Origin of the sequence: Gordonia sp. NB41Y (assembly GCF_030718915.1) — a bacterium.
Classification (GTDB): domain Bacteria; phylum Actinomycetota; class Actinomycetes; order Mycobacteriales; family Mycobacteriaceae; genus Gordonia; species Gordonia desulfuricans.
On the sequence record NZ_CP132196.1, the window covers coordinates 168,115 to 186,883 of the forward strand.

General features: G+C 69.6%; 18 protein-coding genes. 2 read left to right on the forward strand and 16 right to left on the reverse strand.

The features are described 5' to 3' along the window. Window positions 1-10: 10 nt before the first annotated feature. Genes Q9K23_RS00745 through Q9K23_RS00760 form a run of 4 tightly spaced genes read right to left on the reverse strand, consistent with a single transcriptional unit; the run spans window position 11 to window position 3,610 of the window. Complete coding sequence (locus tag Q9K23_RS00745; protein WP_261977791.1) at window positions 11-751, reverse strand: cobalt-precorrin-6A reductase; 741 nt, start codon at window positions 749-751, stop codon at window positions 11-13. Continuing rightward, the gene (locus Q9K23_RS00750) at window positions 748-1,527 is read right to left on the reverse strand and encodes a cobalt-precorrin-4/precorrin-4 C(11)-methyltransferase (RefSeq protein ID WP_053776775.1); all 780 of its coding nucleotides are present in this window, start codon (window positions 1,525-1,527) and stop codon (window positions 748-750) included. Before Q9K23_RS00750 ends, Q9K23_RS00745 begins: the two co-directional genes overlap by 4 nt. Beyond that, a complete protein-coding gene (locus Q9K23_RS00755) occupies window positions 1,512-2,843 on the reverse strand; it encodes a bifunctional cobalt-precorrin-7 (C(5))-methyltransferase/cobalt-precorrin-6B (C(15))-methyltransferase (RefSeq protein ID WP_059035392.1) in 1,332 nt (443 codons plus the stop codon). Before Q9K23_RS00755 ends, Q9K23_RS00750 begins: the two co-directional genes overlap by 16 nt. Next, window positions 2,840-3,610, reverse strand: a complete 771-nt coding sequence (locus Q9K23_RS00760; protein ID WP_053776774.1) for an SDR family NAD(P)-dependent oxidoreductase — start codon at window positions 3,608-3,610, stop codon at window positions 2,840-2,842. The genes Q9K23_RS00755 and Q9K23_RS00760 overlap by 4 nt, the downstream gene beginning before the upstream one ends. Window positions 3,611-3,656: 46 nt before the next feature. Between Q9K23_RS00760 and Q9K23_RS00765 the strand changes: the two genes are divergently transcribed. Further along, the gene (locus Q9K23_RS00765; RefSeq protein ID WP_020794421.1) at window positions 3,657-4,058 is read left to right on the forward strand and encodes a TIGR03618 family F420-dependent PPOX class oxidoreductase; all 402 of its coding nucleotides are present in this window, start codon (window positions 3,657-3,659) and stop codon (window positions 4,056-4,058) included. A gap of 36 nt (window positions 4,059-4,094) precedes the next feature. On the opposite strand, the gene Q9K23_RS00770 is transcribed toward Q9K23_RS00765, so the two are convergent. Continuing rightward, the gene (locus Q9K23_RS00770; protein WP_053776773.1) at window positions 4,095-5,213 is read right to left on the reverse strand and encodes a Xaa-Pro peptidase family protein; all 1,119 of its coding nucleotides are present in this window, start codon (window positions 5,211-5,213) and stop codon (window positions 4,095-4,097) included. A gap of 154 nt (window positions 5,214-5,367) precedes the next feature. Between Q9K23_RS00770 and Q9K23_RS00775 the strand changes: the two genes are divergently transcribed. Continuing rightward, window positions 5,368-6,333 carry a 5'-3' exonuclease gene (locus tag Q9K23_RS00775; protein ID WP_053776828.1) on the forward strand — a complete coding sequence of 322 codons (966 nt, stop codon included), beginning with the start codon at window positions 5,368-5,370 and terminating at the stop codon, window positions 6,331-6,333. Between the two features lie 42 nt (window positions 6,334-6,375). Here Q9K23_RS00775 and Q9K23_RS00780 read toward each other — a convergent pair whose 3' ends face one another. The 11 genes from Q9K23_RS00780 to dop form a co-directional block, all read right to left on the reverse strand. Further along, window positions 6,376-7,320 carry a DUF4333 domain-containing protein gene (locus Q9K23_RS00780; RefSeq protein ID WP_053776772.1) on the reverse strand — a complete coding sequence of 315 codons (945 nt, stop codon included), beginning with the start codon at window positions 7,318-7,320 and terminating at the stop codon, window positions 6,376-6,378. A 156-nt stretch (window positions 7,321-7,476) separates the two neighbouring features. Beyond that, window positions 7,477-10,332, reverse strand: a complete 2,856-nt coding sequence (locus tag Q9K23_RS00785; RefSeq protein ID WP_305950342.1) for a DEAD/DEAH box helicase — start codon at window positions 10,330-10,332, stop codon at window positions 7,477-7,479. 99 nt (window positions 10,333-10,431) lie between these two features. After that, a complete protein-coding gene (gene tatC / locus Q9K23_RS00790) occupies window positions 10,432-11,403 on the reverse strand; it encodes a twin-arginine translocase subunit TatC (RefSeq protein ID WP_053776771.1) in 972 nt (323 codons plus the stop codon). A 10-nt stretch (window positions 11,404-11,413) separates the two neighbouring features. Continuing rightward, window positions 11,414-11,671 (reverse strand): Sec-independent protein translocase subunit TatA, encoded by a 258-nt coding sequence (tatA, locus tag Q9K23_RS00795; protein WP_020791825.1) that lies wholly within the window; start codon window positions 11,669-11,671, stop codon window positions 11,414-11,416. Window positions 11,672-11,696: 25 nt separating this feature from the next. Beyond that, window positions 11,697-12,680, reverse strand: a complete 984-nt coding sequence (locus Q9K23_RS00800; protein WP_053776770.1) for a WYL domain-containing protein — start codon at window positions 12,678-12,680, stop codon at window positions 11,697-11,699. Next, complete coding sequence (locus tag Q9K23_RS00805) at window positions 12,680-13,693, reverse strand: WYL domain-containing protein (protein ID WP_244882461.1); 1,014 nt, start codon at window positions 13,691-13,693, stop codon at window positions 12,680-12,682. Before Q9K23_RS00805 ends, Q9K23_RS00800 begins: the two co-directional genes overlap by 1 nt. A 17-nt stretch (window positions 13,694-13,710) precedes the next feature. Then, on the reverse strand, window positions 13,711-15,069 hold the full coding sequence (gene pafA, locus Q9K23_RS00810; protein ID WP_020792386.1) for a Pup--protein ligase: 1,359 nt from the start codon (window positions 15,067-15,069) through the stop codon (window positions 13,711-13,713). A gap of 88 nt (window positions 15,070-15,157) precedes the next feature. Then, window positions 15,158-15,964: a proteasome subunit alpha gene (prcA, locus tag Q9K23_RS00815; RefSeq protein ID WP_053776768.1), complete on the reverse strand. Its 807-nt coding sequence runs from the start codon at window positions 15,962-15,964 to the stop codon at window positions 15,158-15,160. After that, window positions 15,961-16,836 carry a proteasome subunit beta gene (gene prcB / locus Q9K23_RS00820; RefSeq protein ID WP_020793228.1) on the reverse strand — a complete coding sequence of 292 codons (876 nt, stop codon included), beginning with the start codon at window positions 16,834-16,836 and terminating at the stop codon, window positions 15,961-15,963. Before prcB ends, prcA begins: the two co-directional genes overlap by 4 nt. Then, window positions 16,833-17,024, reverse strand: coding sequence for a ubiquitin-like protein Pup (locus Q9K23_RS00825; RefSeq protein ID WP_020793229.1), 192 nt, complete (start codon window positions 17,022-17,024; stop codon window positions 16,833-16,835). The genes prcB and Q9K23_RS00825 overlap by 4 nt, the downstream gene beginning before the upstream one ends. Window positions 17,025-17,188: 164 nt before the next feature. Then, the gene (dop, locus tag Q9K23_RS00830; RefSeq protein WP_053776767.1) at window positions 17,189-18,688 is read right to left on the reverse strand and encodes a depupylase/deamidase Dop; all 1,500 of its coding nucleotides are present in this window, start codon (window positions 18,686-18,688) and stop codon (window positions 17,189-17,191) included. Between the last annotated feature and the right edge of the window lie 81 nt (window positions 18,689-18,769).

Sequence of the window (18,769 nt, forward strand, 5' to 3'; positions counted from 1 at the left end):
ACGAGATCGGTCAACTCAGCTGCTGGATCACCCAGGTGTGGGCATCGGTGACGGCGTCGACGGTGCGCAGGCCCGCCGGTTCGGCCGGGCGATCCACCATGATCACCTGCACACCGAGCTCACGGGCGGCGTCGAGCTTCGGGCGGGTCAGTTCCCCGCCGCTGTCCTTGGTGACCAGGGTGTCGATCCGATTCTCGCGCAGCAGCTCTCGCTCGGCCTCGAGATGGTAGGGCCCTCTGGAGCGCAGGATCTCGTGGTGCGGCGGGAGAGCTGCGTTCGGTGGGTCGACGACGCGGATCAGGAACCATGCCGATTCGACCCCGGCGAACTCCCCCACGTCCTGTCGTCCGGTGGTGAGCAGCACGCGCCGCGGCGCACCATCACCGAGAATCCGGGCGGCCTCCGCCAAGGTGGGCACCCGTTGCCAGCCGTCTTCGGGCCCTGGCGCCCATGCCGGACGGCGCAGCCGCAGGAGCGGGATGTCGGCGGCGGCGCACGCGGTCACCGCATGGGCGGTGATGGTGGCGGCGAACGGATGGGTGGCGTCCACGACCACTCGGATGCCATTGCCGCGCAACCAGTCCCTCATCGGTCCGATTCCCCCGAAGCCGCCGATGCGGACCTGGCCGACGGGCAGGCGCGGGTCGGCGACCCGCCCGGCGAGGGAACTGATCACCTCGACGCCGCCCTCGTGGAGGGAGCGGGCGAGGGCACGGGCCTCCCCGGTCCCGCCGAGGATCAGGACCGTCACGGATGTGCCTGGCAGTCGTCGCGCAGCTTGGTCATCCGCGACTGGGAGTACAGGTAGCTGTCGAGCCGGTCCGGGTTGTCGACGGCGTCGAGGACCCGGCCGACGAAGATCACGGCGGTCTTGCGGATTCCGGCACGCGCCAACGCTTCCGGGAGCTCGGCGAGTGTGCACCGCACGGTCTGCTGCTCCGGCCGGGAGGCGAAGGCGACGGTGGCGGTGGGGCAGTCGGCACCGTAGTGCGGTGTGAGCGCCTCGACGATCTGCTCGGTGCGGTGCGCCGCGAGGTGCAGCGCCATGGTGACACCGGTGGCGGCGAGTTCGGCGAGGTCTTCCCCCGCCGGCATGTCGGTGGACAGCGTCGAGACCCGGGTGATCAGCAGGCTCTGCCCGATCCCGGGCACCGTCAGCTCGGTCTCCAGGGCCGCGGCCGCAGCGGCGAACGCCGGCACGCCCGGTACCGACCGCACCTCGAGGCCACGCGACTTCAACTCCCGGACCTGTTCGGTCAGTGCCGAATACAAGGAGAGGTCGCCGGAATGCAGACGTGCGACGTCGTGGCCGGCACGGTCGGCGGCGACGATGTGCTCGACGATGTCGGCCAACGGCATCCGCGCGGTGTCGACGATCGTCGCCCCCGGCGGACACAGGTCGAGGACGTCGTCGGGCACCAGCGATCCGGCCACGACGCATGTCTGGCAGCGTGCCAGGATGCGCGCCGCGCGCACGGTCAGGAGGTCTGCGGTGCCGGGTCCCGCACCGATCATGTAGACGGCCATGTGGGCTCTCCCCCATCCGGGTACTTGTCGACGGTCCACTGCACGATCGGTAGTGCGGGCCGCCAGGTGGTGAAACCGCCGAGCGGGGCGGCCGTCTCGACGCCGATCCGGCGCAGTATGCCGCCGTGGCGAGCGGCCCAGGTGGTCAGCAGGGTCTGGTTCTCGATGGTCACCGCGTTGATCACGAGCCGTCCACCCACACCGAGTGCGGCCCACACCCGCTCCAGCATCGGCGTGTCGAGACCACCACCGATGAACACCGCATCGGGTTGCGGCGTGGAATCGGTGAGGGCCTGCGGGAAACCGCCGAGCACCGTGATCCGGTCGCCGACGCCGAACCGGTCCGCATTGTCGGGGATGTGGACGGCCCGGTCGGTGCGCACCTCGAAGGCCACCGCACGGCCGTCGGCATCGGCACGCAGCCACTCGACGGCGACACTGCCGGACCCGGAACCGATGTCCCACAACACCTGCGCACCGGCCGGTTCGAGCGCGCAGACGGTCAGTGCACGCACGGTGGACTTGGTGATCTGGCCGTCGTGGGCGTAGGCGTCCTCGGGGCGGCCCGGCAGCGGTGTGCGCCGCGGACCGACGCAGTCCACCGCGACGATGTTGAGCGGGTCGACCAGCGGTTCGTCCCAGGCGACGGCGCGCGCGGAGTGTCGACGTTCGGCCGGCCCACCGAGCTGTTCGAGCACCGTCATCGACGAGTCACCGAACCCCTGGGCGGTCATCAGATCGGCGATCTGCGCGGGCGTGGTGCCGTCACGGCTGAGGATCAGGAACCGGTTTCCCCGCGACAGGGCCCCGACGATCACCGAAACCGGCGCGGTGACGGTGCTGACCACCGGCGTGTGTGCGGCATCCCAGCCCAGCGCCGCACAGGCCAGTGCGGCACTCGACACCGCGGGGATGATCGTGACGTGCTCGGCACCCAGCTCACGGATCAACGAGGTACCGATACCGTGGAACATCGGGTCGCCACTGGCCAGGATGTGGATCGGCGTGTCTCCGGAGCCCGATCGGGTGGCGCCCTGGGCGGGATCGGCCGGGACGGCATCGGAGCGGGCACTGCCGATCACCTCGGCGAGGTGTGCCGACATCGGTGACCGCCACGCCACACGTGTGGCCGGGACGTCGGCGAGGAGATCGAGTTGCCGGCGTGAGCCGATGATCGTCGTCGCCGACTGCAATGCGCGCCGGGCGCGGCCGGACAGGCCGTCCCAGCCGTCGGCGCCGATCCCGACGACGACGATGCTCGGGGAGTTCGGTTGCGACGTGCCGGATTCCGTTCCGGTCGAATCGATCTCGCTCATCGGGGCAGTCGCCGCCAGATCGCGCGCGGCAACAGGCGCATGCCGAAGAACATCGGGCGCAACAGTCCCGGGATCCACACCTCGCCGCGTCCCTTCCGGTACGCGCGTGCCACCGCGTCGGCCACATGATCGGCGGTGACCGAGAACGGGGCGGGCCGTACGCCCGTGGCCATCAGGTCCGCGGTCATCGCACCGACGACGAATCCGGGACGTGCGAGCAACAGCCGAACCCCGGTGCCGTGCAGGGCATCTGCGAGACCGCTGGCGAATCCGTCGAGGCCGGCCTTGGTGGACCCGTAGACGTAGTTGGCGCGCCGCACGCGAACACCGGCGACCGACGAGAACACGATCAGGGTTCCCGAACCCTGGGTGCGCAGTGCGGTGGCGAGCAGCGTGAGGACGCTGATCTGTGCGAGGTAGTCGGTGTGTGCGATCTGCAGCGCGTGGGCGACATCGGTCTCCGCGCGGACCTGGTCACCGAGGATGCCGAAGGCGATGATGGCCGCCTCGATCGGCCCGTGCTCGGCGACGATCTGCTCGATCAGAGCGGAATGGGAACCGGTGTCGTCGGCGTCGAAGGCCACCGTGGCGACCGAGCGCGCTCCCGCGCCGAGCACTGCCGCCTGCTGATCGGCGAGGTCGTCGGGACGCCGGGCCGCCAGCACCACCGGCCGGTCCGCGCACAGGCGGGTGGCCAGTGCGACACCGATCTCGCTACGTCCACCGAACACGACGATGGAACCGGGGGCGCTGCGATGCGAGGTCACGGGGTGAGTATCCCATCGGCCGTAGACCGTCCGTAGGGTTGGGGCCATGTCACGCTCGCATGCCGATCTGGGCCCGGCCGCACTCGAGTTCCTGTCCGAGTACCACCTGGCCAGCCTGGCCACCTTGCGCGCCGACGGGACTCCGCATGTGGTGGCGGTGGGCTTCACCTACGACGCCGAGGCGGCCGTCGCCAGGGTGATCACGTTCGACGGCAGCCACAAGGTGCGCAACGTCGAGCGCGGCGGCTATGCCGCCCTGACACATGTGGACGGCCCGCGCTGGCTGACCCTGGAGGGCAAGGCGACGATCCGGCGCGAACCCGATCAGGTCGCCGACGCCGAACGCCGCTATGCCGCCCGGTACCGCCGGCCCAAACCCAATCCGCGGCGTGTGGTGATCGAGGTGCAGGTGGAGCGGGTGATGGGCTCGCACACCCTGCTCGGCTGACCCGTCCGGGGCCGCGGCCCCGGATGGGCCGGTGGCCTACAGGACCACGAGGTCGTGCGGCCGGGTGTTGAGCGGCTCGCCACCGTCGTCGGTGACCACCACGATGTCTTCGATCCGGGCGCCCCAGCGGCCCGAGAAGTACACGCCCGGTTCCACACTGAAGGCCATCCCGGGTCGCAGCACGAGATCGTTGCCCTCGACGATGTAGGGCTCCTCGTGCACCGACAACCCGATCCCGTGGCCGGTGCGGTGGATGAACACCTCGGCCAGGCCCTGTTCCCGCAGCGCATCACGGGCGGCCGCGTCGATCGACTCGGCGGTGACCCCCGGTCGGACCGCGGCCATGGCCAGGGACTGGGCATGCTGGAGTGCCGCATAGGCGTCGGCGACCTCGGCGGGCGGTTCGGCGAAGCAGTAGGTCCGGGTGGAGTCCGAGTTGTAGCCGGGTTCCACCGGTCCGCCGATGTCGATCACCACGATGTCGGTGGCCTCGATGATCCGATCGGAGAACTCGTGGTGCGGGTCGGCGCCGTTGGGGCCCGAACCGACGATCACGAACTCGGCGCCGGTGTGGCCCTCGTCGACGATCGCGGCGGCGATGTCGGCGGCCACCTCACGCTCGGTGCGTCCGGGGCGCAGGAACTCCCCCATCCGCGCGTGGACACGGTCGATCGCAACTCCGGCGGTACGTAGTGCCTCGATCTCGGCGTCGTCCTTGACCATGCGCAGCTCCCGCAGCACCGGCGTCGCCAATTGCGGTGTGGCGCCCACCTTCTCGGCGAAGGGGATCACATGCAGGGCGGGCATCGCCTCGGACACCGCGACGGCCGAACCCGCGCCGAGGGCACCGAGGGCGATGGCGTGTGCGTCCTGGCCGTCGACCCAGTCGTCCACCTCGAGACCGAGGTCGAGCACCGCGGACTCGGCCAGCGACGGCACCTCCAACCGGGCCACGACGAGCCGTGGTGCACCGGCGGCGGGAACCACCAGGGCGGTGAGCCGTTCGAAGGTGTCCGCGCGCGATCCCACCAGATACCGCAGATCCGGTCCCGGCGAGACGATCAGCGCGTCGAGACCGGCGTCGGCGGTGAGCTGGGCGGCGCGGGCCAGGCGCGTGCCGTAGACATCCGAACCGAAACGGGGGGCGGTGGTCATGCAGGGCAGCCTACGCGCCGGCATGCCGATCCTCGGACCGCATGTCGGGCCGCGATGACCGCGTGTCGGGCCCGGTGCCGGGACGGGCCGATCGGGCCGGGATGACGAGGGTGTCGGCACGGGATGAGAGAGTGTGGGCATGACCGGATCGCTGATGTTGCTCGACGGGGCCAGCCTGTGGTTCCGCTCGTTCTACGCCCTGCCGGAGAAGATGACCGCACCGGACGGCCGCCCGGTGAACGCGGTCCGCGGGTTCGTCGACACCATCGCGAATCTGGTGAACCGCGAGTCCCCGAGCCGGCTCGTGGTGTGCCTCGACCTGGACTGGCGACCGGCGTTCCGCACCGAGCTGATCCCGTCGTACAAGGCGCATCGGGTGGCGCAGGCCGCGCCCGTCGCCGCCGACGGCCATCGTGCGGGTACCGACGTCGAGGAGGTACCCGACACCCTGACCCCGCAGGTCGACATGATCATGGACGTGCTCGCCGCCGCCGGGATCGCCACATCGGGCGCGCAGGGCTGCGAGGCCGACGACGTGATCGGCACCCTGGCGTTCGCCGAGACCACCGATCCGGTGCTGGTGGTCAGTGGCGACCGCGACCTGTTGCAGGTGGTGACCGACGACCCGGTGGCGGTGCGCGTGCTCTACGTCGGCCGCGGCCTGGCCAAGGCGGAGCTGATGGGTCCGGTCGAGGTGGCCGAGAAGTATGCGGTACCGGCGGCCCGCGCCGGCTCCGCCTATGCCGAGATGTCGATCCTGCGCGGTGACCCGTCCGACGGGCTGCCCGGGGTGGCCGGTATCGGTGAGAAGACCGCCGCGAAGCTGATCAGCGAATACGGCGACCTCGACGCCCTGGAGGCGGCCGCCGCCGATCCCGGATCGGGCCTGGCGACGCGTCCTCGCAAGGCGATGATCGCGGCCGGTGACTACCTCGGGGTGGCGCGTCCGGTGGTGTTCGTCCGCACCGATGCCGACACCGTCACCAGCGGTCCCGACACCCTGCCGTCGGCACCGGCGGACCCGGCCCGCCTGGCCGACCTCGTCACCGAACTCGGCATCGGCGCCTCGGTCACCCGGCTTTCCACGGCGCTGGGCTGGGATTTCACACCGGCACGCTGACCACACCGCCCCGGCGCATCTCGCGTCGGGGCGGGTGTCGGATCAGCTGGTCGGACGGGCGACCTCGTACTTGCCGTCGTCGTCGAGGAAGGTCACCTTGACCTGTTGCTTCTGGCCGCCGACGGTGAGTGAGCAGGTGAAGGAGCTGCCCTGTTTCACCCGCTGTCCGGACGGGCAACTGACATCGGAGACGTTGTCGATCTTGTACTGCTCGACCAGGACGTTCTTCACGCCGTCCTGGGCGGCGTTCTGGTCGAGTTCACGGGGCCACCACCACAGCCAGCCGGTCACCACTATCGCCACCGCGGCGACGATCAGCAGCGCACCGACCCCGATGAGCACACGCCACAGGCCCTTCTTCTGGGGCTGGGTGGCCATACCGGCGAACTGGTCACCGGGTTGGCCGTACCCGAACTGACCCGGTTGTCCCTGTCCCGGTTGTCCCTGTCCCGGTTGTCCCTGACCCGGTTGACCCTGTCCTGGTTGGCCGGGCTGGGCGAACTGCCCGAATCCGGCGGTACCGGGCTGACTCGACTGACCGTAGCCGGCGTTCGCCGGTGCCCCCGGATACGACGGGGTCCCGGGGTACGCGGACGGATCCTGGGGCTGCTGACCGTAGCCGGCCTGCGCGCCGTAACCGGCGGGCTGTCCATAACCACCGGGCTGTCCGTAGGCCGCCTGCTGCCCGGGATCAGCGCCATAGCCCGGCTGGGAAGGTGGACCGGTCGGTGAAATCTGGGTCGGGTTGTACTGTCCCGGCGCACCCTGGGCCGGGGCACCGTACGGATTGCCTGCCGGTCCGGGCGGCGGTGTGTACCCCGGCGGGGCATATCCCGGGGGCGGGGTCACCGTTGTCGGCGGGGCGGGTGCGGCGGGCGGGTTGCCGCCGGGCGGCGTGCCCGGGACCTGCACGACCTCCGTGCGCTCCTCGCCGTCTCCCCCCGGTGTCGGAGTGCTGGGCGCATTCGGGTCGTTCGGGTGGCTCATCTGTCTCCCGCCTCTGGTCGGAGCACTCCGGCGTACTGCTGTGCGCAACCGTACCGCAGCAATCGGGCACAGACACCGACTCGAGACCACGCGTCGGCGTGGTGTCGGTCGGATGGTGTCTTCCCCACCGGGATACTCCGGCCGGGTCCCGCTCGCTCAGCTGAGTTCTGCGGCCACCACGCCTCGTCGGATCGAACCGACCGCCGATCGTGCCGAGGCGGCGAGCGGGGAATCGTCGCCCACACCGAGACGAATCTGTTCGAGGAGATCGACCACCTGCCGGTTCCAGCGGACGAAGTCGCCCGGGGACAGCAACTGCCCGCGTTCACCGGCCGCGGCGAGCGATTCGGCGAGCGAACGCCCCGACACCCACAACGACACGGCGATCGAGAAACCGGTGTCGGGTTCACGGGTGGGTGTGACGCGATGGCGGTTCTCGACCGTGGTGAGGTCGCGCCAGATCTCGACGGTCTCGGCGATCGCCGTCCGCAGCGCGGTGTTACCCGGCATGGCGTCGGCACCGGAGTAGGACTCGCGGCGTGACTCGAACACCATCGACGCGACCACGGCGGCGAGGTCGGCGGGACCGAGCCGGTCCCAGACCCCGGCACGGATGCACTCGGTGACCAGCAGGTCGCTCTCACTGTAGATCCGGCTGAGCAACCGGCCGGTGGGCGTCACCTGGACGGCGCCCTTCACGTACTCGACGTAGCCGAGTTCGCTGAGCACCCCGACGATGTGGTCGAAGGTCACCCCGAGGGTGGACGTACGCTCGCCGATCCGGCGTTCGATGTTGACGATGTCGCGCAGCACCCGGTTGCGCTGTTCGGCGAGCCGGAACAGGTCGTCGGCTCCGTCGATCGTGTGCGCCGGATGTGCGCGGAGCCGTTGCCGCAGCCGGACCAGCTCGGCGTCCTCACCGGCGGTGGCCCGTTTGCGACTGCGGCCCTTGGGAACCTCGATCCCGGTCGAGCGCAACGCCGACGCGAGGTCGCGCCGGCCGCGGCCGGTGCGGCGGTCGGGGTTCTTGGGCAACCGCATCCCGCCGAGCACCTCGGGCGGGTTGACGAAGTCACGGACTCCGACGCGCCCACACCAGCCGTCCTCGACGAGCACCAGCGGTCGGGGGTCGGCCGGCTGCCCGGCGGTCTCGAGGACCACCGCGAGACCGCGATGGCGACCGCCCTGCAGCCCGATCACCGCGCCGCGCTTGAGCGCGGCGAGTTCGGCGGCGATGTTCTCGTGGGTGTTGGTGCGTCGCTCGACTCGCACCTCCCGCTCCCGGCGGCGAATGTCCTCGCGCAGTGTGATGTACCCGAGGAAGCCCCGGTACGGGTCGTCACCGTCCGGGCCGTCGCCATGAGAGTGGTCGGCGTCCGGGTCGTCGGGGCCGTCGGGGCCACCGGTGACCACGCCGGGATCGATCCCCCGCATCTCGGCGCCGGTGATCAGTTGTACGTCGAGACGCCGCAGCCGGACCGACTGCTCGTCGAGTTTGCGGGCATCGCCCACCACCGAGCGGTCGGCCTGGAACTGTGCGAACGAACGGTTGAGCAGGTCGCGCGACCCCTCGAGACCGAGGCGGCCGAGCAGATTGACCGCCATGTTGTACTCGGGGGCGAACGAACTGCGCAGCGGGAAGGTACGCGCACCGGCCAGACCGGCGACCTGTTCGGGCACGATCTCGGGGGTCCACACCACCACGGCGTGGCCCTCCACGTCGATCCCGCGCCGCCCGGCGCGGCCGGTGAGCTGGGTGAACTCGCCGGGACTGAGATCGACGTGCGCCTCGCCGTTGAACTTGACGAGCCGCTCGAGGACCACCGACCGGGCCGGCATGTTGATCCCGAGCGCCAGCGTCTCGGTGGCGAACACCATCCGCACCAGACCGCGGACGAACAGTTCCTCGACGGTGTGCCGGAAGGTCGGGAGCAGACCCGCGTGGTGTGCGGCGAAGCCACGCCGCAGGCCGGCCCGCCACTCCTCGACGCCGAGGATGTCGGCGTCGGCCGGGGAGAGTTCGGTCAGGTGCCGGTCGACCACCTCGTCGACCTCGGCGACCTGTTCGGGGGTCAGCAGGTGCAGTCCCGAGCGCAGACACTGGGCGAGTGCGGCGTCGCAGCCGACGCGACTGAAGATGAACCCGATCGCCGGGAGCAGTCCCTCCCGTTCCAGCCGGGCGACCACCTGCGGCCGCGGGAGTCCTCCGCCCCGGCCACCACCGCGGCCCCGTCCCGACCGCCGTCCGCCGCGCCGGTCGTCGTGCTCCTCGGCGAGCAGGATCTTGTGCCGGATGTGGCGCTTGAGCTCCGGGTTCACCTTGGCACGGCGCCCGTGCCCATCGGGATGCGGATCGAACAGGTCGAACAGGCGGTTGCCGACGAGCATGTGCTGCGACAGCGGCACCGGCCGGTGTTCGTCGACGATGACGGTGGTGTCGCCGCGGACGGTCTGGATCCAGTCACCGAACTCCTCGGCATTGCTGACCGTGGCCGACAGACTGACCACCCGCACCGACGGTTCCAGATGCAGGATCACCTCCTCCCACACCGCACCGCGGAAGCGGTCGGCGAGGAAGTGAACCTCGTCCATCACGACATGCGACAGCCCGCGCAGCGCCGGTGACCGGGCGTAGATCATGTTGCGGACCACCTCGGTGGTCATCACCACGATCGGGGCGTCGGAGTTGATCGAGGTGTCGCCGGTGAGCAGGCCGATCGCGGCCTCCCCGTGCACCTCGACGAGGTCGTGGTACTTCTGGTTGCTCAGCGCCTTGATCGGCGTGGTGTAGAAGCACTTCGTGCCGCCCGCGAGGGCCAGGTGCACCGCGAACTCGCCGACGATCGTCTTGCCGGCACCGGTCGGCGCGCACACCAGCACGTCGTGCCCGGATTCGAGGGCGCGGCAGGCACGGCTCTGGAAATCGTCGAGACGGAAGTCGAGCCGTTCGGCGAACTCGTCGAACGCGGTCGGGACAGCGGGCTGCTCGAGAACATGGTCGCTGGAAGTCATCGCCTCCAGCATGTCACTTCCGGCACCGGATGCGCGTGCCGGAGGTGATGCGCCGCTCGCGGCCTGCTTCCGCGGCACACCCGGTTGTGGGTGATCGGCTCAGAGCACGTCGTCGAAGGTGGCGCGGTCACGCACCGAGGTCCGTGCCGGCGACGGTGCCGGTGTCGCGGCGGGGATGGTCGACGCGGTGGGGCGTGCGGAGGGTTCGGGCAGCGGGCTCGCCTCGTCGTCGGACAACCCGGCCCAGTCCGAGCTCGCCCGACCCCGACGGCGGTCGTTGAGCCGTGCGATCTGGATCGCGACCTCGAGCAGGATCGTCAGCGCGAGTGCCAACGCCAGCATCGTGAACGGATCCTGACCCGGGGTGACGATCGCGGCGAAGACGAACATGGTGAAGATCAGGCCGCGTCGCCACGCCTTGAGCCTCGCGTAGGTCAGCACACCGACCAGGTTCAACGCCACGATCAGCAACGGCAGCTCGAAGCTGACGCCGAAGATGATCAGCAGGTGGATCATGAAGCCGAAATACTGGTCGCCGGCGAGCGCGGTGACCTGTACGTCGTTGCCCACGGTCAGCAGGAAGTGGAAGGCCTTCGCGACCACCAGGTAGGCCAGCACCGCACCGGCGACGAACAGGATCGCCGCGGCACTGACGAAGCTGATCGCGTACTTGCGTTCGTTCTGGTGCAGCCCCGGGGTGATGAACTGCCACAGCTGATACAGCCAGACCGGACAGGCCAGGACCAGCCCGGCGGTCAGCGCGACCTGCAGGCGCAGCATGAACTGGTCGAACGGACCGGTCGCGAGCAGACGACAGCTGTCGTCGGGGGTCAGCGTGGCACGCGACGATGCGGGCAGCGAACAGTACGGCTCCCGGAGCAGGTCACCGAGGGACCCGATGCCGGGGATGCCGTGGGAGTACCAGACGAAACCGAAGATCGTCGTGACGACGATCGCGGCCAGTGAGATGAGCAGGCGGTACCGCAACTCCTGCAGATGCTCCACCAACGGCATGGTGCCGTCGGGGTTGATCTTGTGTTTGCGGCGCCTCGGGTCGAACGGAATCCGCACCGGGCTTCGCCTAGGCGGACTTCTTCGTGTTGTCGGTCACCGAACTGGCGTCCACCGACTTGTCCGAGGCGGGCAGCTCACGCGGCGCCTCGACCTGCGACGACGGCGCCTCGGTGGTGCCGTCCTTCTGCATCTCCTGGACCTCGCTCTTGAAGATCCTCAGCGACTGTCCCAGACCGCGTGCCGCGTCGGGCAGCTTCTTGGAACCGAACAGCAGCACCAGGACGACCAGCACGATCACCCAATGCCACCACGACAATGCACCCATCGGAAAGCCCCTTTGATTCGTCTCGTCAACTATCGTAGCGCGCTCGGGCCCGCCTGGCGTGCTCGGCAACGGCCCGACCGATGTCCGGTTCGTCGACCGCTCGCACCCGGCCGGCGAACCCGAGCAGGAACCGGGTCAGCCACTCCGCCGAACCGTAGACGAGGCGGGCGCGGACCGGTGCCGACGGATCCGTGCGATCGGTGAGGTTCTCCACCGGTTCGAGGTCGTAGTAGTCGAGAATCCACTGCGCCTCGGGATCCATCTCGATCACCACCGACGGCAGGCCGGGGTTCTCCGACAGGATCGGCGACTGCATCGGCCCCGCCGCGGCCGGCGGGGCGGCCGCCTCGTCGAGGACGGTGGCCGCATCGATCCGGTCGAACCGGAACAGCCGGATGCCCTCGCTGCTGCGACACCAGGCCTGCAGATATGTGTGGCTCTCCACCGCCTCGAGCGAGATCGGGTCGACGATCCGCCGTGCCACGGTGTCGCGCGAGGCCGAGTAGTAGTCGATCTCCAGCGCGCGGTGCTCGCGGACGGCCTCCCGAACCGCACGGTAGCGGGGTTCCTCGGTGCTCTCCCCCACGCCCGCGGCGGGTGCGGCCACCGACAGCCGTCCCGGCCCGAACGCCGGTGATCCGACCGCCAGTTCGATCTTCGCGATCGCGCGGCCTGCCGCCTCGCGGTCGACGGCGCCGGGGGTGTCCAGCAATGCGCGCAACGCGATCAGCAGGATGCTGGCCTCGCTCGGGGTGAGCCGCAGGGGTCGGTCCATCCCGGCGGTGAAGCCGACGTGGACGTGGCCTTCGCTGAACTCGAGTTCGATCAGGTCGTCCGGGTAGTACCCGGGCAGTCCGCAGACGAACAGCTGCTCGAGGTCCTTGGTGAGTTGCTTCGGGGTGACGCCGAGGTCGGCGGATGCCTGCTCGACCGAGATCCCGTTGCGGGCCAGGAAGTACGGGACGAGTGCGAGGAGCCGGTTCAGGCGGGACGGTTGTGCGGTGGCCATCACGCCTGCACCCCGGTCAGCTCGTCGAGTGCGGTGATCACGGCCGTGCGCAGTTCCGGCGGCGACAGCACCACCGCGTCGGCACCGGCGCCGAGGACCAGCCGGGTCAGCGCCGACAGCGACCTGATCTCGATGTCGAGCAGCGAACCCTGCTCACCGTCGACGGTGTGGGGCCGGGCGGCACGGGCCAGGCGACGCAGCCCGGCGGCACGGCCGGCGGCCACCCAGATACCGGCGACGCGGCCGTCGGAACCGACCGCGGAATCGACCGCCGCGGTGACGATCGCCTGCAGATCGGTCCCCTCGGGCACCGCCACCGGATCAGGTTCGGCGATCGGGGTGACCTCCGAGATACGGCTCAACCGGAAGGTTCGGGTGTCGGCGCGACCACGATCGTGGCCGACGACGTACCAGCGTCCGCGATGGGTCACCACACCCCACGGTTCGAGGGTGCGGGTCATGCCGGCCGCGGTGCTGCCCGCACGATAGGTGAAGGTGACCGCCTGCTGGGCGTCGATCGCGGCGAGCAGGGCCCCCAGACTCGTCTCCGATCCCATCGACCGGGTGGAGTCGGCAGCGGACACACCGATCTCGTCCTCGGCGCGGACATCGAATCCGGCGGCGCGGAGCTTGAGCACCGCGGTCTGTGAGATCGCCGAGATCTCCGGGGTGTCCCACAGCGCCGCGGCCATGGCGATCGCGGCGGCCTCGTCACGATCCAGGGTGATGTCGGGCAGGTCGTAGCTGTCCCGGTTGATCCGGTAGCCGTCGCTGCCGTGCCCACCCACCGACTGTCCGGTGACCAGCGGGATGCCGAGCTCCCGCAGTTCGGTCTTGTCGCGCTCGAACATCCGGTTGAACGCCTCGACGGACCGGTCGTCGTCCTGATAGCCGGCCACGTTGCGTCGGATGTAGTCGGCGGTCACGTACTGACGCGTCGTCAGCAGACAGATCACCAGATTGAGCTGACGCTCCACCTTCGAGATCCGCGTCGCGGAAGACTTGGTTGCCACGCCTGTGACCCTACGGCTCACATGGAGGCGATCAGGCGATCGACGCGCTCGTCCACACTACGGAACGGGTCCTTGCACAGGACGGTGCGTTGCGCCTGATCGTTGAGCTTCAGATGCACCCAGTCGACGGTGAAGTCACGCCCGGCCTTCTGCGCGGCCGAGATGAAGTCGCCACGCAGCTTCGCCCGGGTGGTCTGGGGCGGCTCGTTGACCGCGGTGGCGATCGCCTCGTCGGTGGTGGCCCGCCGGACCAGTCCCTTGCGGGTGAGCAGGTCGAACACGCCGCGTCCGCGCTTGATGTCGTGGAAGGCGAGGTCGAGCTGCGCGATCTTCGGATCCGACAGCTCCATCGAGTACCGGTCCTGGTAGCGCTGGAACAGTTTGCGCTTGATCACCCAGTCGATCTCGGTGTCGACCTTGGAGAAGTCGTCGGCCTCGACCGCGTCGAGCACCCGGCCCCACAGGTCGACCACCATGTCCATCTCCGGATCCGGCTGCCGGTTGACCAGATGCTCGACGGCGCGCGCGTGGTATTCGCGCTGGATCTCCAATGCGGTCGCCTGCCGACCCCCGGCCAGCCGCACCGGACGACGCCCGGTGGGATCGTGGCTGACCTCGCGGATCGCGCGGATCGGATTGTCGAGGGCGAAATCCCGGAATGCGACACCGGCCTCGATCATCTCCAGCACGAGTGTCGCCGAGCCGACCTTGAGCATGGTGGTCATCTCCGCCATGTTCGAGTCGCCGACGATCACGTGCAGGCGGCGGTACTTCTCGGCGTCGGCGTGCGGCTCGTCGCGCGTGTTGATGATCGGCCGTGACCGCGTGGTGGCCGACGACACGCCCTCCCAGATGTGCTCGGCACGCTGTGACAGGCAGAAGGTCGCGGCCTTCGGCGTGGCCAGGACCTTGCCCGCCCCGCAGATCAGCTGCCGGGTCACCAGGAACGGCAGCAGCACATCGGAGATCCGGGAGAACTCGCCGGCCCGCACGACGAGATAGTTCTCGTGGCAGCCGTACGAGTTGCCCGCGGAGTCGGTGTTGTTCTTGAACAGGTAGATGTCGCCGCCGATACCCTCGTCGGCCAGGCGCTGTTCGGCGTCGACCAGGAGGTCCTCCAGCACGAGCTCACCGGCGCGGTCGTGGTTGATCAGCTGGATCAGCCCGTCGCACTCGGCGGTCGCGTACTCCGGATGCGACCCGACGTCGAGATACAGCCGGGCACCGTTCTGGAGGAAGACGTTGGACGACCGGCCCCACGACACCACCCGCCGGAACAGGTAGCGCGCCACCTCGTCCGGACTCAGCCGACGGTGACCGTGGAAGGTGCACGTGACACCGAACTCGGTCTCGATACCCATGATTCGACGCTGCACGGTTCAACCCTACTCGTGAAAGGCCCGGTCGAGGCGGTGGGCGCGCGGCGGATTCGCCCCGGCCAGTTCAGGATTGACCCGGTTCAGTTCAGGATTCACCGCCACTCCCCTCGCCGTCGGTCGGCACGGTTCCGGCGGTCCCGGCATCGGGTGCCCCGGCGTCGGCATCGGCCGGCGGTGCCGGGAGCAGTTCCTCGACCCGCGCCGGCGCCAGGCGCTTGAACGCGCGTCGGGGCCGGTGGCGGTCCAGGACGGCGACCTCGAGATCGGACGGACTCAGCTCGCGCGGTGCCGCGGCCTGTCCGGAACTGCCGGTGTCGGCGGGTGTGGACAGCGCCGCGACGGCGATACCGAGGGCCTGCGCCAACGGCAGATCGGGCTGATAGGACTCCCGCAATGCCGCCGCGATCGACTCCGTGGCACCACCCATCACCAGGAACCGGGTCTCGTCGGCGATCGAACCGTCGTAGGAGATCCGGTACAGCTGGGACGGCCGGGGCTTACCCGGACGTGACACCTCGGCCACACACAACTCGACCTCGTACGGCTTGGCCTGCTCGGTGAACACCGAACCGAGGGCGTTGGCGTAGGTGTTGGCCAGCGACAACGCCGACACGTCGTTGCGGTCGTAGCTGTAACCCCGCAGGTCGGCGAGCTGGATGCCGGCCTTGCGCAGACTCTCGAACTCGTTGTACTTGCCGACCGCGGCGAACCCGATGCGGTCGTAGATCTCGCTGGTCTTGCGCAGGGTGTTGGAGGGATTCTCCGCGACGAACAGCACACCGTCGGCGTAGGTCAGGATCACGACGCTGCGGCCCCGCGCGATTCCCTTGCGGGCCAGCTCCGAGCGATCGCGCATGATCTGCTCGGCGCTGGCGTAGTACGGGAACGTCACCGCACATCTCCTTCGTGCTCGGCGGCGCGGCGGTCGGCGATCGCGCGGGCCGCGGACTCGATGTCGGACGGGTCGACCTCCCGGGCACCGTCGGCACCCACGACCACCGCGGTCGGGAAGATCTTGCGGACGATGTCGGGTCCACCGGTGGCGGTGTCGTCGTCGGCGGCGTCGTACAACGCCTCGACGGCCACCGCGAGCGCCCCGGCCTCGTCGAGGTCGGAGCGGAAGAGCTTCTTCATCGACGACTTGGCGAACACCGAACCGGAACCGATCGCGGTGTACCCGCCGACCTCCTCGTGCCGGTCACCGGCGACGTCGAAGGAGAAGATCCGGCCGCGTTCGGACGGGTCGTCGTGGTCGATGTCGTATCCGACGAGCAGCGGGATCGCCGCGAGGCCCTGCATGGCGGCGGCCAGGTTGCCGCGCACCATCGATGCCAGGCGGCTGACCTTTCCGTCCAGCGTGAGCGGGACGCCCTCGATCTTCTCGTAGTGCTCGAGTTCGACGGTGAACAGGCGCACCATCTCGATCGCGATCCCGGCGGTGCCGGCGATGCCGGCGGCCGAGAACTCGTCGGTGATGTACACCTTCTGCACGTCGCGGGTGGCGATCAGATTGCCCATGGTGGCCCGCCGGTCCCCGGCGAGGATCACCCCGCCGGGGAAGCTGATCGCGACGATCGTGGTGCCGTGCGGGATCTCGGAGGCATCGGCGCCGGTCATCGCGGCCATCCGGTCGGCCCGGGCAGACGGGAGCTGCTCGGGCGCATGCGCCCGGATGTAGTCGGTGAACGAGGAGATGTCTGCGCCGAGGCTCGGTGCGGGTCGATGGGTGGGACTACCGGGCAGTGAACCGAACCTGTCGCTCACTGGCCGCCCTTCTGCACGTAGGCGCGGACGAAGTCCTCGGCGTTCTCCTCGAGCACGTCGTCGATCTCGTCGAGCAGATCATCGGTGTCCTCGGCGAGCTTCTCGCGGCGTTCCTGGCCCGCGCCGCCGTCGGGGCCGAGGTCGCCGTCGTCGTCGCCGCCACCACGCTTGGTCTGTTCCTGCGCCATCTGCCTGGCCCCTTCTCTCGGCGGCGGCCCGGCGGCCGCCGCGCGGTGCAAACACGTTGCCGGTCTTGCATCCCGACTCCCGCCGGTAGGTCCACACTACCGGCGCGAGTGGGTTCAGGTCGGGCAGAACACGAGGAGAAGTCCGAATGACCTTTCGGCGGTGATCAGTTGGTCAGCTGGTCGACGAGCTCGGCGGCCGAATCCACCGAGTCGAGCAGCTTCCCGACGTGGGCGCGGCTGCCGCGCAACGGTTCCAGGGTCGGGATGCGGACCAGCGAGTCGCCGCCGAGGTCGAAGATCACCGAGTCCCAGCTGGCCGCGGCGACATCGGCACCGAACCGGCGCAGACACTCGCCACGGAAGTACGCGCGGGTGTTGGTCGGGGGCTCGGTGATCGCCCGCATCACGTCGGCCTCGTGGGTGAGCCGCTTCATCGAGCCGCGGGCGACGAGGCGGTTGTAGAGTCCCTTGTCCAGGCGCACGTCGGAGTACTGCAGGTCGATCAGCTGCAGCCGTGGTGCCGACCAGCCGAGCCCCTCGCGCTGCCGGAAACCCTCCATGATCCGGAGCTTGGCCGGCCAGTCGAGGATGTCGGCGCATTCCATCGGGTCGCGCTCGAGCTTGTCGAGCACGTCGGCCCACGTGTGCAGCACGTCGATGACCCGCTCGTCGTCGGAGTTCTCCCGCTCGTGGAAGGTGGTACACCGATCGAGGTACTCGCGCTGCAGTGCCAGACCGGTCAGCTCGCGGCCGCTGGTCAGCGCGACCGTCGCCTGCAGCGACGGGTCGTGGCTGATGGTGTGCACGGCCTGCACCGGGCGGGCCAGCTCGAGATCGGAGAAGTCCACACCGGCCTCGATCAGGTCGAGGACCAGTGCGGTGGTACCCACCTTGAGATAGGTGGCGGTCTCGGCGAGGTTGGCGTCGCCGATGATCACGTGCAGCCTGCGGTAGCGCTCCGGGTCGGCGTGCGGCTCGTCGCGGGTGTTGATGATGCCGCGCTTGAGCGTGGTCTCCAGGCCCACCTCCACCTCGATGTAGTCGGCGCGCTGGGACAGCTGGTAGCCGGCCTCGTCGCCGGACTGACCGATCCCGACCCGGCCGGATCCGCAGATCACCTGCCGGGAGGCGAAGAAGGTGGTGAGCCCGTTGATCACCGCGGTGAACGGCGTGTCCCGGCTCATCAGATAGTTCTCGTGGGTGCCGTAGGACGCGCCCTTGCCGTCGATGTTGTTCTTGTACAGCTGGAGTCGCGGCGCACCGGGCACACTGGCGACATGCCGGGCGGCGGCCTCCATCACCCGTTCCCCGGCCTTGTCCCACAGCACCGCGTCGAGCGGGTCGGTGACCTCGGGTGCGGAGTACTCCGGGTGCGCGTGGTCGACGTAGAGCCGCGCCCCGTTGGTGAGGATCATGTTGGCCGCACCGATCTCGTCGGCGTCGATGATCGGGGCGGGGCCGCCACCGCGTCCGAGGTCGAATCCGCGGGCGTCGCGCAGTGGCGACTCGACCTCGTAGTCCCAGCGTGTGCGCTTGGCCCGGGGCACCCCCGCGGCCGCGGCATAGGCCAGGACGGCCTGCGTGGACGTCATGATCGGATTCGCGGTCGGGTCGCCGGGTGCGGAGATCCCGTACTCCACCTCGGTACCGATGATTCGCTGCATGTGATCGAGCCTAGATGTCCAGCTCGTGAACGGCTCACGCACCACCATCGCATCGGTCGCAGGGCGGCGTCGTCCTGGGTA

What these genes read in the sequence shown, in the direction of transcription:
- Q9K23_RS00750 (WP_053776775.1), bottom strand. Translation starts at nt 1,527, where the DNA reads ATGGCCGTCTACATGATCGGTGCGGGACCCGGCACCGCAGACCTCCTG.
- Q9K23_RS00755 (WP_059035392.1), bottom strand. Translation starts at nt 2,843, where the DNA reads ATGAGCGAGATCGATTCGACCGGAACGGAATCCGGCACGTCGCAACCG.
- Q9K23_RS00765 (WP_020794421.1), top strand. Translation starts at nt 3,657, where the DNA reads ATGTCACGCTCGCATGCCGATCTGGGCCCGGCCGCACTCGAGTTCCTG.
- Q9K23_RS00770 (WP_053776773.1), bottom strand. Translation starts at nt 5,213, where the DNA reads ATGACCACCGCCCCCCGTTTCGGTTCGGATGTCTACGGCACGCGCCTG.
- Q9K23_RS00775 (WP_053776828.1), top strand. Translation starts at nt 5,368, where the DNA reads ATGTTGCTCGACGGGGCCAGCCTGTGGTTCCGCTCGTTCTACGCCCTG.
- Q9K23_RS00780 (WP_053776772.1), bottom strand. Translation starts at nt 7,320, where the DNA reads ATGAGCCACCCGAACGACCCGAATGCGCCCAGCACTCCGACACCGGGG.
- Q9K23_RS00785 (WP_305950342.1), bottom strand. Translation starts at nt 10,332, where the DNA reads ATGACTTCCAGCGACCATGTTCTCGAGCAGCCCGCTGTCCCGACCGCG.
- tatA (WP_020791825.1), bottom strand. Translation starts at nt 11,671, where the DNA reads ATGGGTGCATTGTCGTGGTGGCATTGGGTGATCGTGCTGGTCGTCCTG.
- Q9K23_RS00800 (WP_053776770.1), bottom strand. Translation starts at nt 12,680, where the DNA reads ATGGCCACCGCACAACCGTCCCGCCTGAACCGGCTCCTCGCACTCGTC.
- Q9K23_RS00825 (WP_020793229.1), bottom strand. Translation starts at nt 17,024, where the DNA reads ATGGCGCAGGAACAGACCAAGCGTGGTGGCGGCGACGACGACGGCGAC.
- dop (WP_053776767.1), bottom strand. Translation starts at nt 18,688, where the DNA reads ATGCAGCGAATCATCGGTACCGAGGTGGAGTACGGGATCTCCGCACCC.